Source organism: Flavobacterium sp. FlaQc-57 (assembly GCF_044007395.1).
GTDB lineage: Bacteria > Bacteroidota > Bacteroidia > Flavobacteriales > Flavobacteriaceae > Flavobacterium.
The window spans coordinates 201280-218517 of the sequence record NZ_JBIPDA010000001.1 but is presented as its reverse complement, the minus strand read 5'-3'; the positions used below and the strand labels follow the sequence as shown (position 1 = coordinate 218517).

Annotated in this window: 14 protein-coding genes; 12 read left to right on the top strand and 2 right to left on the bottom strand. The window is 31.7% G+C overall.

Features of this window, described 5'->3' with window-relative positions; translation table 11 throughout:
- Positions 1-23: 23 nt before the first annotated feature.
- The 6 genes from ACHRVZ_RS01020 to ACHRVZ_RS00995 all read left to right on the top strand — a co-directional run bounded on the left by ACHRVZ_RS01020 (position 24) and on the right by ACHRVZ_RS00995 (position 6933).
- Positions 24-1376, top strand: a complete 1353-nt coding sequence (locus tag ACHRVZ_RS01020) for a DUF4302 domain-containing protein (RefSeq protein WP_395420181.1) — start codon at positions 24-26, stop codon at positions 1374-1376.
- Positions 1377-1593: 217 nt separating this feature from the next.
- Complete coding sequence (locus ACHRVZ_RS01015; protein ID WP_395420180.1) at positions 1594-1794, top strand: hypothetical protein; 201 nt, start codon at positions 1594-1596, stop codon at positions 1792-1794.
- Between the two features lie 258 nt (positions 1795-2052).
- Positions 2053-2799, top strand: coding sequence for a 3-oxoacyl-[acyl-carrier-protein] reductase (gene fabG / locus ACHRVZ_RS01010; RefSeq protein ID WP_395420179.1), 747 nt, complete (start codon positions 2053-2055; stop codon positions 2797-2799).
- An 89-nt stretch (positions 2800-2888) separates the two neighbouring features.
- Positions 2889-4916, top strand: coding sequence for a hypothetical protein (locus ACHRVZ_RS01005; RefSeq protein ID WP_395420177.1), 2028 nt, complete (start codon positions 2889-2891; stop codon positions 4914-4916).
- An 80-nt stretch (positions 4917-4996) separates the two neighbouring features.
- On the top strand, positions 4997-5893 hold the full coding sequence (locus ACHRVZ_RS01000) for a LysR family transcriptional regulator (protein ID WP_395421283.1): 897 nt from the start codon (positions 4997-4999) through the stop codon (positions 5891-5893).
- 74 nt (positions 5894-5967) lie between these two features.
- Complete coding sequence (locus ACHRVZ_RS00995) at positions 5968-6933, top strand: YeiH family protein (RefSeq protein WP_395420176.1); 966 nt, start codon at positions 5968-5970, stop codon at positions 6931-6933.
- A 5-nt stretch (positions 6934-6938) separates the two neighbouring features.
- On the opposite strand, the gene ACHRVZ_RS00990 is transcribed toward ACHRVZ_RS00995, so the two are convergent.
- Positions 6939-7742 carry a hypothetical protein gene (locus ACHRVZ_RS00990; protein WP_395420174.1) on the bottom strand — a complete coding sequence of 268 codons (804 nt, stop codon included), beginning with the start codon at positions 7740-7742 and terminating at the stop codon, positions 6939-6941.
- A 322-nt stretch (positions 7743-8064) separates the two neighbouring features.
- On the opposite strand from ACHRVZ_RS00990, the gene ACHRVZ_RS00985 reads away from it, so the two are divergent.
- On the top strand, positions 8065-9063 hold the full coding sequence (locus ACHRVZ_RS00985) for a zinc dependent phospholipase C family protein (RefSeq protein WP_395420172.1): 999 nt from the start codon (positions 8065-8067) through the stop codon (positions 9061-9063).
- Positions 9064-9169: 106 nt separating this feature from the next.
- On the opposite strand, the gene ACHRVZ_RS00980 is transcribed toward ACHRVZ_RS00985, so the two are convergent.
- Positions 9170-11260: an LTA synthase family protein gene (locus ACHRVZ_RS00980; RefSeq protein WP_395420170.1), complete on the bottom strand. Its 2091-nt coding sequence runs from the start codon at positions 11258-11260 to the stop codon at positions 9170-9172.
- A gap of 199 nt (positions 11261-11459) precedes the next feature.
- Here ACHRVZ_RS00980 and ACHRVZ_RS00975 point away from each other — a divergent pair, with 199 nt between their 5' ends.
- The 5 genes from ACHRVZ_RS00975 to hisC all read left to right on the top strand — a co-directional run bounded on the left by ACHRVZ_RS00975 (position 11460) and on the right by hisC (position 17231).
- Positions 11460-12125, top strand: coding sequence for a response regulator transcription factor (locus ACHRVZ_RS00975; protein WP_395420168.1), 666 nt, complete (start codon positions 11460-11462; stop codon positions 12123-12125).
- On the top strand, positions 12126-13526 hold the full coding sequence (locus ACHRVZ_RS00970; RefSeq protein WP_395420167.1) for a sensor histidine kinase: 1401 nt from the start codon (positions 12126-12128) through the stop codon (positions 13524-13526).
- A gap of 310 nt (positions 13527-13836) precedes the next feature.
- Complete coding sequence (gene hisG, locus ACHRVZ_RS00965; RefSeq protein ID WP_395420166.1) at positions 13837-14694, top strand: ATP phosphoribosyltransferase; 858 nt, start codon at positions 13837-13839, stop codon at positions 14692-14694.
- Between the two features lie 104 nt (positions 14695-14798).
- Positions 14799-16082 (top strand): histidinol dehydrogenase, encoded by a 1284-nt coding sequence (gene hisD / locus ACHRVZ_RS00960; RefSeq protein ID WP_395420164.1) that lies wholly within the window; start codon positions 14799-14801, stop codon positions 16080-16082.
- A gap of 102 nt (positions 16083-16184) precedes the next feature.
- Positions 16185-17231, top strand: coding sequence for a histidinol-phosphate transaminase (gene hisC, locus ACHRVZ_RS00955; RefSeq protein WP_395420162.1), 1047 nt, complete (start codon positions 16185-16187; stop codon positions 17229-17231).
- Positions 17232-17238 lie beyond the last annotated feature (7 nt).

The following is a 17238-nucleotide window of genomic DNA, read 5'->3' as shown; positions in this document are numbered from 1 at the left end:
TTAATTTATTAAAAATCGATATTATGAAATTAAAATATATATATAAGTATTTGATAGTGGCTTTTGTAGCAATACTATTGGGTGCGTGTACAAGTACGGAAGCTGATGAAAAATTTGAGCAGACACCTACAGAGCGTTTAAATGCTCAGAAAAAAGAACTAAATGATGTATTGCTTTCATCTGCTGAAGGATGGAAAGCGGTTTATTATACAGATAGTACACAATTAGGAGGCTGGACACATTTGTTTAAGTTTACAGCTGACGGAAAAGTGGATATGGCATCAGATTTTGACGATGACACATCTGTTTATAAAAGTCAGTACGAAATTCAGTTAGGAAGCACAGTGAGTTTGGTATTTACAACAGCTAATAGAATACATCTTTTATCTGAATCCAATAACTTTCCAACATCAGCACTTTATGGTAAAGGGTATTTAGGAGATTTTCAGTTCTTTTATTACGGTCAGAAAAATGGAGAAATTATTTTTAGAACCAATAGAAATTCTCATGAACTAAGATTTGTAAAAGCCACAGCCCAAGATTGGACTAATTTACCAAAAAATACACCTATAATCGAAGCAATTACCGGTGATATAAATAGTCCGCTATATCGATTATTGGTAGTAAATGATGGTTCGGCAATACAAAATTATCAATTCGATTATAATACAGATGCTCGTTTTGGTACAGCCGCGTCTTTAACAGCTGGTTCTAATGATGTTTTAAATTTAGCATTAGCATTTACACCAACAGGCGCTACGGTAAAGCCGGCATTAGTAGTAAAAGGTCAAAAGTTAACTAATTTTGTGTACGACAGTGTAAGCAATACTTTTATTGCGACTGGAACGGGTGGAGTGACTGCAACAATTAAATTTACGTCTGTACCTCCAATTTTAACAGATGATTACAAAGTAGCTGTTCCACCTGCGGGAACACCTGCAAATGCATATGGTTATATAGCTCCAAACTTAACAGAAGCGCCAACTAACTCAGAACTTTTCAAAGTGCTTTTGGCTCAAGTTAATGCATCACTTCCTGCAACTCAGAAAGTTTCGCGTATTCAGTTTAGTTTCTCACCGGGTGGGGTTGGAGAGATTATTTATCTTTTTACAGGTGGAAAACCAATCATTTATCATAGGGTAAGTATTACTGCAGATCCAGTTAATAAAACGATAATCCTAAAAAATACATTCTGGCATAATGGTGCGGCAATTACTCCTGCTCCGGCATTCCTGAAAAATATTGATGACAAATTGCTTGATCCAAAAGGATTGTACATTAAGAAAGAAAGCTTTAAGTATAATGCTCCAAATACAATTTATACTTTCACAGCTGCTTCTACTGCATTTAGATTAACAACTTACGCATTTCAATAATTTTTAGTTTTTTTATATTTTGGATAAAAGGCAGCTCATATTTTTGAGCTGCTTTTTTATTGATTTTTATTTAAGAATAAGATTATAATTTTTTATTAAAAAAGAAAAATTTTCTTATATTTATACGTGAAAATGAGAAGACTATGTCTTTTTCTTAGTCTGAAACTCAACAGACTATAAACGATTGAGAACACAAAAATCAAACAACCTAATTATTATGTTAAAAACAATTTTAAATTTTAAAGGAGTTGAAGTATTAAGTGCAACAGAACAAAAAAATACAGTTGGTGGAGAACCTATAATATGTATGATACCATGGAGGCAAGGAACTTACAATGGTCCATGTATTATGTTACCACCTATACAACCTGCAGAGCCAATTTGCAGAATAACAATTGATGGTGTAGTTTGTGAATAAAAAAATATTAAACCGTTTCGTAATTTTTGAAACGGTTTTTTTTATAAGTACTTTTAAAAGAATCGCCCTCGCTCATAATTTATACCAATGTTATTTTTTTAAAAAGGGAATTATCATATATTTGACAAGTCATTCTTAGCCCTGTTCCAATAATAATCAGAAGAAATGAGAATTCTTTTATTTAGTCACTTTTCAAGTGTAAAATATTGAATATGAGACGCAGGTAGCTATAAATAATTATTAAAATTAATTTTGAATATGAAATTACTAGAAGGAAAAGTTGCCATTATTACAGGTGCTAGTCGTGGAATTGGAAGAGGAATTGCAGAAGTTTTTGCTAAAAACGGTGCAAACGTTGCTTTTACATACAGTTCATCTGTTGCGTCTGCAGAAGCACTTGAAGCTGAATTAAACGCTTTAGGTATTAAAGCAAAAGGATATCAATCAAATGCAGCAGATTTTAATGAATCGCAAGCTTTTGTTGATGCTGTTTTGGCAGATTTTGGAACAGTTGATATTTTAATAAACAACGCCGGAATTACAAAAGATAATTTATTGATGCGTATGTCAGAGGCTGATTTTGATCAAGTTATTGATGTGAACTTAAAGTCAGTATTCAATATGACTAAAGCAATTCAAAAAACTTTCCTAAAGCAACGTGCTGGTTCAATAATTAATATTAGTTCTGTAGTTGGTGTTTCTGGAAATGCAGGACAAACTAACTATGCAGCGTCAAAAGCAGGTGCAATTGGTTTTACAAAATCAGTAGCGTTAGAGTTAGGTTCTCGTAACATTCGTTGCAATGCAATTGCTCCAGGTTTTATTGAAACTGAAATGACTGCAAAATTAAACGAAGATGTAGTAAAAGGTTGGAGAGAAGGAATTCCATTGAAAAGAGGAGGAACAGCAGAAGATGTTGCAAATGCTTGTCTTTTCTTAGCTTCAGATATGAGTGCTTATGTTACAGGACAAGTACTTAATGTTTGCGGAGGAATGCTTACTTAAAAGTTGCAAAGATTCTAAGTTACAAAGGTTCAGAGTTTTTTTTATATTGTAATCTGTAACCACAATCTTCCAATCACTAAACTATAAATATGACTACAAACACGATTCTATTATTATTACTTTCTTTAGTAATAGCGGGTGGAGTGTCGTATTTTCAATATTTTTTCAAAGCCAAAAACAAATCCAATGTGATTTGGTTTTTGGCTTTTTTACGTTTTTTGGCCATTTATGGTTTATTGGTTTTGTTGATAAATCCGATAATAACTAAAAACTCGCTGGAAATAACCAAAACACCTTTGGCAATTGCGGTTGATAATTCAAGTTCTATTACAGCTTTAAAATCAGATAAAAAAGTTGAAGAATTGTACAATAAATTAGTTTCAAATCCTGCACTTAAGGAAAAATTTGAAATTCAATCCTATCAATTTGATGCCGATTTTAAACCTTCTGATAAATTTGATTTTAAAGGAAAACAAACCAATCTTGATGAAGTTGCCAAGAATTTAAAAAGTATCAACAAAAATCTGATTTTCCCAACCGTTATAATAACAGACGGGAATCAAACTACAGGAAAAGATTATGTATATCGTTTTGATCCTGCTAATAAAGTTTATCCTTTGGTTGTGGGAGATACAACTACCTTTTTAGATTTAAAAATAAATCAGTTAAACGTAAACAAATACGCATTTCATAAAAATAAATTCCCTGTTGAAGTTTTTCTACAATATGCAGGAGATAAAACTGTAAATGCCGATTTTACAATTGCGCAAGGAAATTTAATTATTGCCAAAGAAAAAGTTTCTTTTTCGCCATCAAAAAAAACAGCAACACTAAATTTACTTTTGCCGGCTGATAAAGTTGGTTTGCAAATTTTTAAGGCCAGTATTTCATCCAACTCAAAAGAAAAAAACAGCTATAACAATACTAAAAATTTTGCAGTCGAAATCATTGATCAAAAGTCTACAATTGCGATAGTTTCGTCTATAAATCATCCTGATATTGCAGCATTAAAACGTTCAATTGAAGTTAATGCACAACGTAAAGTAATTTTAGTTAAACCAAGCGATATTAATCAGTTACAAGATGTTTCAGTTTTAGTTTTGTACCAGCCAACAGCCACATTTAAAGCTATTTTTGATAATAATAAATTAGCTGGAACCAATATGTTTGTTATTACCGGAACCAACACTGATTTTAATTTTTTAAACCAGCAACAAAATAATTTGGTATTTAAAATGAGTGGTCAGAGAGAAGATTATTTATCTGAATTTCAATCACAGTTTAATTTGTTTGCGATAGATAATATAGGTTTCGAAAATTTTCCACCACTTCAAAATTTATTCGGTACAATTACAACAAACGGAAATGTATCTGTGTTGCTTTCGTCAAAAATTAGAAATGTTGCTACAAATGCACCTTTATTAGCTTTTGCCGAAAATCAAGGAAAACGTACCGCTTTTCTTTTAGGAGAAAACAGTTGGAAATGGCGTTTACAAAGTCATATCGACAATCAGTCATTCGAGAAATACGATGTTTTTATAGACAAAATCATTCAGTATTTAGCATCGACAACTTCTCGAAAATCTTTAGTCGTAACACATGAAAGTTTTTATAATTCGGGCGAAGCAATCGAAATCAATGCACAATACTTCAATAAAAATTACGAGTTTGATGAAAAAGCACGATTAACAATTACAGTTACAAATGCAGAAACAAAACAAACCAAAAACTACGATTTACTAAAAGGGAATAATTCTTTCTCAGTAAATCTAGATGGATTATCCACGGGGAAATATAATTTTATTGTAAAAGAGTTAAATACAAACACATCATATTCAAGTCATTTCGAGATTTTAGATTTTGATATTGAAAAACAGTTTGTAAATCCAGACGTTTTAAAATTGAAACAATTGGCATTACAAACCAACGGAAAAGCTTTCTTTGAGAATCAAGCCGATGATTTGATTCAACAACTTCTTGAAAATAAAGAATACAAATCTATAGAGAAGAATGTTTCAACCAAAACCCCTTTAATTGATTGGGTTTGGTTATTGGTTTTAATAGCTCTCTTATTGACTACAGAATGGTTTGTTAGAAAATATAATGGGTTGCTCTAAGTAGTAACATAGATTTATAGCAACAAAGGTTCAAAGTTTTTGCTTAACTTGAAACCTCAAACTTGAAACAGAAACAAAAAATGGATTTCAGGCTAAAAGTATTCTACACCGTCGCGCTCCGCCTTAATTTCACTAAAGCGGCAACAGAATTGTATATCTCGCAGCCAGCAGTTTCTAAACACATTCAGGAACTCGAAGAAAATTATAAAACGAAGCTTTTTGAACGAAATGGCTCTAAAATAGCTTTAACTCCCGCAGGCAAAATTCTATTAAAACACACCAAAAACATATTCGAAATCTATCGTGAAATCGACTTTGATATGAGTTCGTTTAGTAAAGAGCGTCAAGGACTATTGAGGCTAGGAGCTAGTACAACTATTTCTCAATATATTATTTCGCCGGTTTTGGCTCGTTTTCATCAAAAGCAAAAAGATATAAAAGTCAATTTACTGAACGGAAATACGGAACAAATTGAAAATGCTTTAATCAATAAAGAAATCGAAATAGGAATTGTTGAAGGACAATCTAAAAATCAGTCAATTAAGTATATTCCGTTTTTAAAAGACGAATTGGTTTTGGTTTGTAACACTGAAAATCTTTTAATAAAGCAAGACGAAATTTCGCTTGATGATTTAAAAACAATGAAATTCGTAACTCGAGAACGTGGGTCAGGAACACTTGAAGTTATAGAATATGCGCTCAAACAAGTCGATTTTAAAATAACAGATTTACAAATCGAAATGCAATTAGGAAGTACAGAAAGTATAAAATCATATTTATTAAATTCTGATTGTTTTGCTTTTATGTCAATACATGCTGTAGATAAAGAACTTAAAAACAATGAATTTGTAGTTCTGGATGTAGAGAATTTATCAATAGAAAGATACTTTTACATCATTACATTATTAGGTAAACCAGATTCTTTATCGGAACTTTTTATTCAAAATATTTCTTCTTATTATAACTTAGAGTTATAGTCGATTGTAATTTGCAATTGGCGATTATGCTTTAAACAACGGACCTTTGTAGAAGAAATATTAAAATTATTATTTTGAAAACGAAACAACATACCGCATCGCATTTATTTGGAGTTAATCTTTACATTCAACAAGTAATTTTTGTTGTAATAATTGCATTGTGTTTTTCTTCTATTATCTCTCCGCCAATAGCACTTTTATTGGGTGTCATTATGGTGAATATTTTCGGGAACCCCTTTGCAGAGTACAATCATATTGCAGTTACTTTTTTACTTCAATTCTCTGTAATAGGTTTAGGTTTTGGAATGAACGCCACAGACGCACTTTCGGCCGGAAAAGAAGGATTTTTACTGACTATTTTTTCGATATTTAGTACTTTAATATTAGGTACATTTTTAGGAAGATGGTTGAAAACTGATAAAAAAACATCCCATTTGATTTCTTGTGGAACTGCCATTTGTGGCGGAAGTGCCATTGCAGCTATTTCGCCAGTTATAAAATCAAACGAAAATCAAACCTCAATTGCGTTGGGTGTTATTTTTATACTCAACTCAATCGCATTATTTGTTTTCCCGTTCATTGGGCATCAATTAGATTTATCTCAAAAAGATTTTGGGTTATGGTGCGCTATCGCCATTCATGATACAAGTTCAGTTGTTGGCGCTGCAAATAAATATGGAGCAGAAGCTTTGCAAATAGCTACAACTGTAAAGTTAGCCCGAGCCTTATGGATTATTCCAATTTCGCTTTTAACAGCTGCCATTTTCAAGAATAAGAACTCTAAAATCAAGATTCCTTATTTCATAGGTTTATTTATTTTAGCAATGCTTTTAAATACTTATGTACCTGCAACCGCTGTTGTTGCGCCACATATTGTCAATATTGCTAAAATTGGCTTAACAATTACTTTGTTTTTAATAGGTGCAACCTTGAATATTAACACATTAAAATCAGTAGGAGTAAAACCCTTGTTGCAAGGTGTTTTTCTATGGATATTTATTGCTGGCTTGGGTTTGGCTTCAATCTTGTATTTAGGTTAAAACAACTATTTTACATTTGAAAACTTTACAATAGGCTGACCAACAATATTGTACCATTTCCCTTTAAAAGTAAAACGTCTTTCTATTATAAAATTAAACTGCTTTTTAGTTTTGGCCATTTGGCTTACTTCCTTTGGCATATCAACCTCGTATTCATCGTCGCCACCTTTTGACTTACGGTAAAATCCAGTTGTGGTTACTATAAAATCTCTAAAATATTTTTTGTTATTATCATTTACAACTTTGTATGTACTGGACCAATTTGTACCGCCGCCGGTATTGGAAAGCCCGTAATTATCAACTTCCATTAAAGGTTGATACTTTCCGTCAAAACCTGCAATTAAGTAAAGATAGTCGTAGTATGGAGCGCCCGCGCCTCCATTTGAGTGTACTAATGTAAAAGCATATTGATCTTCGCCAATTTCTATTAATTTAGGAGTAGGTGCTCTGGCAAAAGCACCAAACGCAGCAATTGCCGGCTGAAATGATCTCATTTGCCAAACATTGTCATTCTTAGTAAACTTTGCAACACCAACAAGCCCTCCTGAAAATCTACCTGTTTGCAATCCATCTGCATCATAAATAGAATGATTAAAGAAAAGTAATTTGAATTGGTTTCCTTTTGAGTCAACATAGCTAATATTGTCAAGAAGTCTTGTTGCAACACCATCTTTGTACGGGAATAATTGATTGCCTTCGACACCATTAACATCAGTATAAGCGGTAGGTTTACAGTTATTACATTTCCAACTCAAAAAAGTATTGTGATCAGAAAGATTATACAATTTTCCAGGAAATAATTTTTGCATTGTTTTTACTGCATCCAACGGATCGGATGCTTTCAGAGTTCTTTTCGTATTTAAAATTGTATCACTGACATTTTTTAATACAATATCCTCTTGTGCAGTACAAATAGAAGTAAATAAAAGCAAAAAAATAATAAGGTAAACCAGGCGCATAGATTTAGTTTTAATGATAAAAATAGTATAAACTTACAAAGAATTTTTATATGAATATATGGTAATTAAAAGGTATAAATGATTCGAAAAATTAAATTAACATAATATTACTTGGGATTCTTTTAAATTATATATAAATAAAATAAATTTGTACCTCAAACAAAAAATATAAATGAAAAACTTAAAAATGAAGCCAAGACTAATTGCATTTTTCGCATTAGGAATTGGATTTTTGACATTATCTTGGGGAATCGTTGGGCATGAGCGTATTAACAAAGCTGCAGTAATGGCTTTGCCGCACCCACTTCAGATTTTCTTTTACAATCACATCGATTTTATTACGCAAGAGGCTTCTGTACCGGACATTCGTAAGTATGCCTTGAATTATAAAGATGAAAATCCGAGACATTATTTTGATATGGAAAATTTTGGTTCAGCAGACAGCTTGCCAAAAACCATGGAAGAAGCAAAGAAAAAATACAATGCGAAGTTCTTGAACGATAATGGAATTTTGCCTTGGTATATTGAAGATATGATGGTTAAATTAACCAAAGCATTCAAAGATAAAAACAGAGCCGAGATTTTATTTCTTGCCGCAGATTTAGGTCATTATATAGGTGATGCACACATGCCATTACACACTTCTGCAAATCATGACGGACAATTGAGCGATCAAAAAGGAATTCATTCACTTTGGGAAAGCAGACTTCCTGAATTATTTGCTAAAAATTACAAGTTAAATGTTCCGCAAGCGCAATATTATCAAGATGTTCATAAAGCAACTTGGGATATGATTAATGATACACATAGTCTTGTACAGCCATTATTAGATATTGATAAAAAACTTAGAACTACAACTCCTGAAAATCAAGTTTTTAAACTGGATGCAGATGGAAAAGTAATGAAAAGCAAATACAATACAGCTGTTTTCTCTGACGAATACGCTAAGAAATTGCATAAAGATTTAAATGGAATGGTTGAGAGCCAAATGAGAAAAGCCATTACAGCAACAGCAAGTTTTTGGTATACTGCTTGGGTAAATGCAGGAAAACCTGATTTGAGCGACTTAGATTCACCGGAAGTTACACAGAGAAATTTTCAATTTTTAAAAGACGATTTGAAATTGTTTCAAAGTGGTGATTTATTTGGAATGAAAAATCAAAACGACTAAGGAGAGTTTTTAGTCTCAGTTTTAAGATTTTAAACATAAAAGAAAGCCTCAAGTTCAATTGAATTTGAGGCATTTTTTATGCGTATAAATAGAAATAAATTTAGCTTTATTTTTGATATTTCTTTTCTTTTAACATGTCTGAAGCAGTTTGATAAAAAGAAATTGTTTCGTTTACCAAATTAGTTTTTTCTGTTGTCATTGGGATTTCGTTGAAATCAATTTGGTATTCAGGAGCAATTCCAGGCTTTGTATTGATTTGTAAATCAAATTGTTTAACCTGTTGTTTTGGAGATAAAATAGTCAAAACATTATCCTTTATTAAACCTAAATCCTGATAAGTCGCGATAAAAGCTCTTGGTTTATAATCAGGTTTTAAAACATCCTGACCAAAGAATTTACTTTCATAGCTAAAATTTAATAATCCAAAAAGAGTTGGCATGATATCAATCTGCGACATAATTTTATTGTATTTCACAGGTTTCGCGCCAGGAGTATAGATGAATCCGGGGATTCTGTATTTGTCTAACGGAAGCTCAGTTTTTCCTGCACTTGAAGCGCAGTGATCAGCCACAATTACAAAGACAGTGTTTTTGAACCAAGGTTGTTTACTTGCCATTTCAAAAAACTTTCTCAATGAATAATCGGTATACTTTACACCGCCATCGCGCGATTTAATATCACCTGGTATGTCAATTTTATTGTTCGGGTAAGTAAAAGGTCTGTGATTACTTACAGTCATAATATGATTAAAGAAAGGCTTATTTTCCTTAGCTTCACCATTCATAACCTTTATAGCTTTATTGTACATATCTTCATCACAAACTCCCCAAACGTTTGAAAAAGTAATTTCTTCAGGAGCAAAACTTGATTTGTCAACTATTTGATATCCATTACCAGAATAAAAATCCTGCATATTATCAAAAAAGGCATCTCCACCGTACATGAATTTAACGTTATAGCCTTTTTGTTTAAAAATTTCCCCGGTTGAGAATTTGTTTTTATTATCTTCTCTTTTTACAACACTTTCGCCGGCAGTTGGCGGTAAGCATAAAGTTACAGCCTCAAGTCCGCGTACAGTTCTGTTTCCAGCTGCATATAAATTAGTAAACTGCAAGCTTTTTTGCGCCAAACTATCTAAAAACGGTGTTATGTTTTGCGTGTTTCCGTATGCTTTCATAAACTCAGCGCTATAACTTTCGATAGTAATCAAAACCACGTTTTTGTGATTTTCTATAGAATCACTAGTTATTGTACGTTTTGTACTTTGTCCCGAAATAGTAGGTAATTGTAGTTTTAGAAGATTAAAAGCTTCTTCGTTTGGAAGCGTTTTGTAAAATTTAAAATAATCCAATTTATTATTTTGAAAAGCCAAATAGAATTTATACAATCCGTTTGCCTGCAATTCATTAACGAAAACATTTTTTGAGTTTTCAGTTTTTGCTAATGTTGGAATAGCAACGAGAGAGACTAAGAATAAAGCAATATAAATTCCGGTTATTTTTATTTTTTCAATTAAAGATGGAATTTCATCAATGTAATTTCTGGATTTTTTAAGAATAAAATAAGTAACAATCCCCGTTACTAAAAACAAAGCAGAAAATAAAGGAATTACAGGATAAGATTGCATAATGTTTCCAATAACTTCCGTAGTGTAAATCAGATAATTTACCGCAATAAAATTATATTTTACACCAAATTCATTCCAAAAAAAGTATTCACTTAATCCGTTCTGAAGAATCAGTAAAACATATAGAAAAATCACAAAAGCAAACAGCCAATATCTAATTTTATCTCTTAATTTAGGTAGGAAAAGCAAAAGAGCAAATAAAGCAGTTTTGATTCCGATAAAAATTAGAACAATTTCAGGTAGAGCTCCACCATATTCTGTAACAATACTTTTGCCAGAGGCAACATAGATAAATAAAGCTAAAAGAATACTTAGAATAATATAGCCAGAAGGTTTGTTGTATTTAGAATTTGATATAAAAATTAAATACAACCATAAAAATACACTTGCAACAACAAAAACGAAAAAGTCTGAAAGTAGTCCTAAACTAAAAATTTTCAAACTCTCAAGAAATGTAAAAGAGCTTTGGGTTATTGGATGAAAAAACAAAACAATTCGTAATACAAAGCTTACAGCAAAATAAAAAAAAGCAAGATTGTAAAATGGGGATAATTTCTTGTAAAAATTCATTGTGGTATTTTTTATGCAAAAATAATCCTTATAAATTAGTTCTGGATTAAGTTACACTTTCACCTTACTTAACTTTATCTTAATATTAGCTTAAGATAAGTCGACCTGCGTTATTATAATGATTTTAAGCCTATTCTGAGTTCCTTTTTTTTATCTTTGAACATAAAAAATTATGTTTTAATCTAAATTAATTAAGTAAATGCACATTTTAATAGTTGAAGATGAGTTAGGTATTGTTCAATTTTTGCAACAAGGTTTGCAAGAAGAAGGATACCAAATTACGACTGCAAATGACGGTTCAAAAGGTTTTGAATTAATTCAGGAAAATCATTTCGATTTAATTTTACTTGACTGGATGCTTCCAAAAATTAATGGTTTAGATTTATGCAAAGCCATTAGGGTAAAGGATCAAACTACTCCAATCATTTTTTTGACTGCAAAAGATACAGTTCAGGAAACGATCGAAGGATTAAAAGCAGGGGCGAATGATTATATTAAAAAGCCTTTTAGTTTTGAAGAATTGGTAGAACGTATTAAAATTCACTTTAGAAAACAAAAGAAATTAGAGGTTTTAACCCTTGGCACCATTAAGATTGATTTATCTAAACATATTGTTTTAAAAAATGATGAAGAAATAGCTCTTACTCAAAGAGAATTTGAATTGTTGACCTATTTAATTCAAAATAAAGGAAAGGTTTGTACCAGAAATCAAATTTTAAAAGATGTTTGGGAAATTAATTTTGAATATGATACAGGTGTAATAGATGTTTTTATGAATGCGATCAGAAAAAAACTCAATTTAAAAATTGAAGAAGATTATATAAAAACTATTCGTGGTATAGGTTATATCGCCAACGATTTATAGATGGGACAGCTTTCCTTTAAAAATAGAATTGCTTTAAATTACATTGTCACAACCGGTTTGCTGATTTTGGTTGTTTTTTCGGTTATTTATTCGATCGTAAAACATACAGTTTATAGTCATATAGATGAAAATATTAAGATTGAAATTCAGAATCACCTCGAAGAAATAAAAGAGGAGAATGGAAAAGTAATTCTTATTGATGAAGAAGAGTGGAATGAGCGTGAACACAATACTGTAGATGTAAACCCCGTTTTTGTTGAGTTTTTAGATCTAAATAAAAAAGTTATTGAAAAAGCGCCAAATTTAAAAACAGAAACTCTTCAGTTTAAAGATTCTGTAGAAGATTATGAATTGTTTGATACTAAAATGGGGAATCATGATATCAGGCAAATTCAGGTTCCGCTTCATTTAAACAATAAAAAAATTGGATATGTTATTGTAGCGATGTCGCTCGCGGACTCTAAAATGGTACTGAATAATTTGTTTGAGATCATGTATCTTTCCTTTTTAGGTATTTTGATATTATTGTTTTTTATTGCCCGATTCTTTGCAGGACGAAGCATAAAACCAATAAATGCTATAATTAATACATCGAAGATTATAACGAAAGACAATCTAAAAGCACGAATACCTTTGCCCAAAACTCGTGACGAATTATATACACTTTCTAAAACAATAAATAATTTACTTAATCGAATCGAAGATGCAATTGAACGTGAAAAACAATTTACTTCTGACGCCTCACATGAATTAAGAACGCCACTTACTGTTATTAAAGGAACGCTTGAAGTATTAGTTCGTAAACCACGAGACAATAAGGAATATGAAGAAAAGATTAATTATTGTGTAAAAGAAGTAGATCATTTAAATACGTTAGTAGATCAACTGCTTTTAATGGCGCGTTATGAGAATCAGAAACAAAATATAAATACAGAATTAGTTTATTTAAATGCCTTAATTCTGGATACATTGACCCTCAATTCAGAAAAAATAAATACTAAAAGAATCAACGTCAGGTTTAGTGCAAATCAAGATTATTACATTAAATCAGATAATTTTTTGGTAATTACTATTTTAAGAAATATCATTTCAAATGCTGTTAAATATACAAATGCCGATGGGGAAATTTTAATTTCACTTTATAAACAAGACGGGAAAACAATATGTAAAATTTCAGACAATGGAATAGGAATAAAAAAGGGAGATTTAGACGCAATTCTTAGTCCTTTTTTCAGATCAAATTCTACGGATCATCCCGAAATAAAAGGTACGGGTTTAGGTTTATCTATTGTAAAAAGAACAGCTGAACTGCTTGATGTAAAGTTTAAGATTGAGAGCGAAATAGGTGTCGGAACAACAGTAATTTTAAACTTTAATGATAATATGAAATCGTTATCGTAAATTTAAAAAATCTAATAAAATCAAGGCTCAGGCTTTTTTTTAACAATAAACTATCGTTAAGTTAAATTAAAAATTGCTTTTTTATGAAATTAACTAGTATATTTGCAACCGAATCAAAGAATTATAAAATAAACCAAGTCATGATTTCAATACAATTACATCATCATCATTTTCATTATTGCTCTCAAGCGATGTGTTAATGGTATGCGTGTAAATCATCATATTTTAAAACCCGTTTGAGTACATCAAACGGGTTTTTTTTATACCAATTCTTTGTACTCAGACTATTAATCCAACAAAAACTAAAAAAATGAGTACGTTAAAAATTGCAATTCAAAAATCAGGTCGTTTAAACGAAGACAGCATTCAAATTCTAAAAGATTGTGGTATTTCGATCAACAACGGAAACGATCAGTTAAAAGCCGAAGCTTCAAATTTTCCTTTAGAAGTTTTATACTTAAGAAATTCGGATATTCCTCAATATTTAATCGACGGAGTTGTGGATCTTGCTATTGTAGGAGATAATTTATTAGTAGAAAAAGGGAAACACATTGAAGTAATTCAAAAATTAGGATTCTCAAAATGTAAAGTTTCTGTTGCAGTGCCTAAAACATTTGAATACAATTCTATTCAGGATTTGGCTGGTTTACGAGTGGCAACTTCTTATCCAAATACAGTAAATGAATATTTTAGCTCTTTTGGGTTAACTGTAGACATTCACCAGATTTCAGGTTCTGTAGAAATCGCGCCAAATATTGGTCTTGCAGATGCTATTGTAGATATCGTTTCAAGCGGAAGTACATTATTCAAAAATAATTTAAAAGAAGTTGAAGTAATTCTTAAAAGCGAAGCGGTTTTGGCAGTTTCGCCAAAAGTTTCTCCTGAAATTCAGAAACACATAGATACTTTAAAATTCAGAATTCAATCTGTTTTAAGAGCAAGAAATTCTAAGTATATCTTGATGAACGTTCCAAATGAAAAAATTGATGAAATTGGAAAAATTCTTCCTGTTTTGCGTAGTTTAACCGTGTTGCCTTTAGCGCAAGAAGGTTGGAGCAGTGTGCACTCAGTAATTGACAAAGATACATTTTGGGACGTGATCGATCAATTAAAAGAGGCTGGAGCTGAAGGGATTTTAGTTTGTCCAATTGAGAAAATGGTTCTTTAAATGCGCTTCGCGCGCTTTAGGCAGTAAGCTTTTAGCTTTACGCCGAAAAACACAAAGTTAATAAAGCTTAGAGCCTAAAGCCTAAAGCTTAAAGCATAAAAAAAATGAATAAAATAGACAATCCAAAACCAGATACTTGGTCAGAAATACTTAAAAGACCAACCAAAACTATTGATGATATCGAAGTTACGGTTAAAGAAATATTCAAAGAAGTTCAGAAAAAAGGCGACGAAGCTGTTGCAAAATATACTTCAATCTTTGACGGAATTGCTTTAGATAGCTATGAAGTTACTTCGGCTGAGATTCAGGAAGCAATTAGTTTAATTTCTAATGAATTGAAAGAAGCTATTAAATTAGCAAAAGCCAATATTTATAAATTCCACACTGCTCAAAAAACAGAAAAAATTTCAATTGAAACTACTGAAGGAGTAAATTGCTGGCAAGAAAAAAGACCAATTCAAAAAATTGGTTTGTACATTCCGGGCGGTACAGCACCTTTGTTTTCAACAGTTTTAATGCTTGCAGTTCCTGCTGAAATTGCAGGTTGTAAAGAAATAGTTTTGTGTTCGCCACCGGATAAAACCGGAAAAATAAATCCTGCGATTCTGTATGCAGCTAATTTATGCGGTGTAACTAAAATATTAAAAGTTGGCGGAATCCAGGCTATTGCCGGAATGACATTTGGGACACAATCTATCCCAAAAGTATATAAGATTTTTGGACCAGGGAATCAATTTGTAACAGTAGCAAAACAATTGGCAACACAGTTTGGTGTCGCAATTGATATGCCGGCCGGACCTTCAGAATTATTAGTAGTGGCTGATGATACTGCTGTTCCTGCTTTTGTAGCTTCAGATTTATTATCTCAGGCGGAACACGGTACAGATAGTCAGGTGATTTTAGTTTCAACTTCCAGAAAACTAATTGATGCAGTAGAGAAAGAAATTCAGATTCAAGTCGAAGCTCTTCCAAGAAAAGGTATCGCTGAAAAAGCTATCGAAAATTCGAAACTTATTTATGTAGAAACGGATCAAATTGCTTTGGATTTAATCAATGAATACGGTCCGGAACACTTTATTATCTGTTCAGAATTTGATGATTTTTATTGCAACGGAATTGTAAACGCAGGTTCTGTTTTTATTGGAAACTATACTCCCGAAAGCGCTGGAGATTATGCTTCAGGAACAAATCATACGCTGCCAACAAACGGATATGCTAAGAATTATAGTGGGGTAAATCTTGATAGTTTTACGAAGTCAATGACATTTCAGAAAATATCTGAAAAAGGAATTCAAAACATCGGAAAAGCGATTGAAATCATGGCCGAAGCTGAAGGTTTGCAAGCGCATAAAAATGCGGTAACGCTTCGTTTAAAGAGTTTAGAGTAAAGAACATAGAATATAGAGTAAAAAATATAGAAGCAAGATGAAAGATAAAGTGAGAAGTCTATTCTCTTTATTCTATTTTCTATATTCCAAAAAACAAAAGAAATGAAATTCGATATAAACACAATAACACGTGAAAACGTAAAAACATTAAAACCTTATTCTTCAGCTCGTGATGAGTTTGAAGATTTTGATACTGCCGAAATGATTTTCTTGGATGCCAACGAAAATCCGTTTCAAAATGGTGTGAATCGTTATCCTGATCCGCAACAAAACTCAGTTAAAGCGATTTTGGCAAAGAATAATAGTGTAAAATCAAATCAGATTTTATTAGGAAACGGAAGTGACGAAGTTTTAGACTTACTTTTTAGAGCTTTCTGTGAACCAAAAGTGGACAACATTATTTCGTTGCCTCCAACATACGGAATGTACAGTGTTTTGGCGAATATCAATGCTGTAGAAAACAGAGAGGTTTTACTTTCAACAGATTTTCAGCCACAAGTTGAAAAGATTTTGGATGCTGTTGATGCGAATACAAAAATCATCTTTTTATGTTCACCAAATAATCCAACAGGAAATTCTTTCTCAGATGAAAGTGTGGTAAAATTACTTCAGAATTTTAAAGGTTTAGTTGTAATTGACGAGGCTTATATTGACTTCTCTGACAAAGAAAGCTGGTTAACTGAAATTGACGAATATCCGAATTTAGTGATTACACAAACGCTTTCAAAAGCGTATGGTTTGGCTGGAATTCGTTTAGGAATTTGTTATGGCTCTGAAGCAGTAATTTCAGTTTTGAACAAAATAAAACCTCCGTATAATGTAAACGAATTAACGCAACAAAGAGCGATTCTTCGTTTGAATGATTCAGATAAAATTAAACAAGAAATAGCTTCAATTATTGAGCAAAGAGAAGAATTACTTAAAGTTTTACTTGAAGTTAATTTTGTTGAAAAAATTTATCCAACAGAAGCTAATTTTGTACTAGTAAAAGTAGATGATGCAAATAAAAGATACGATCAGTTAATTGCAAAAGGAATTGTAATACGTAACAGAACGACTCAGCCTTTATGCGAAAATTGTCTTCGTTTTACTATTGGAATCCCAGAAGAAAATGCAGTTTTGATTAAAGAATTGAAGTTGTTAAAATAGAAGAAAG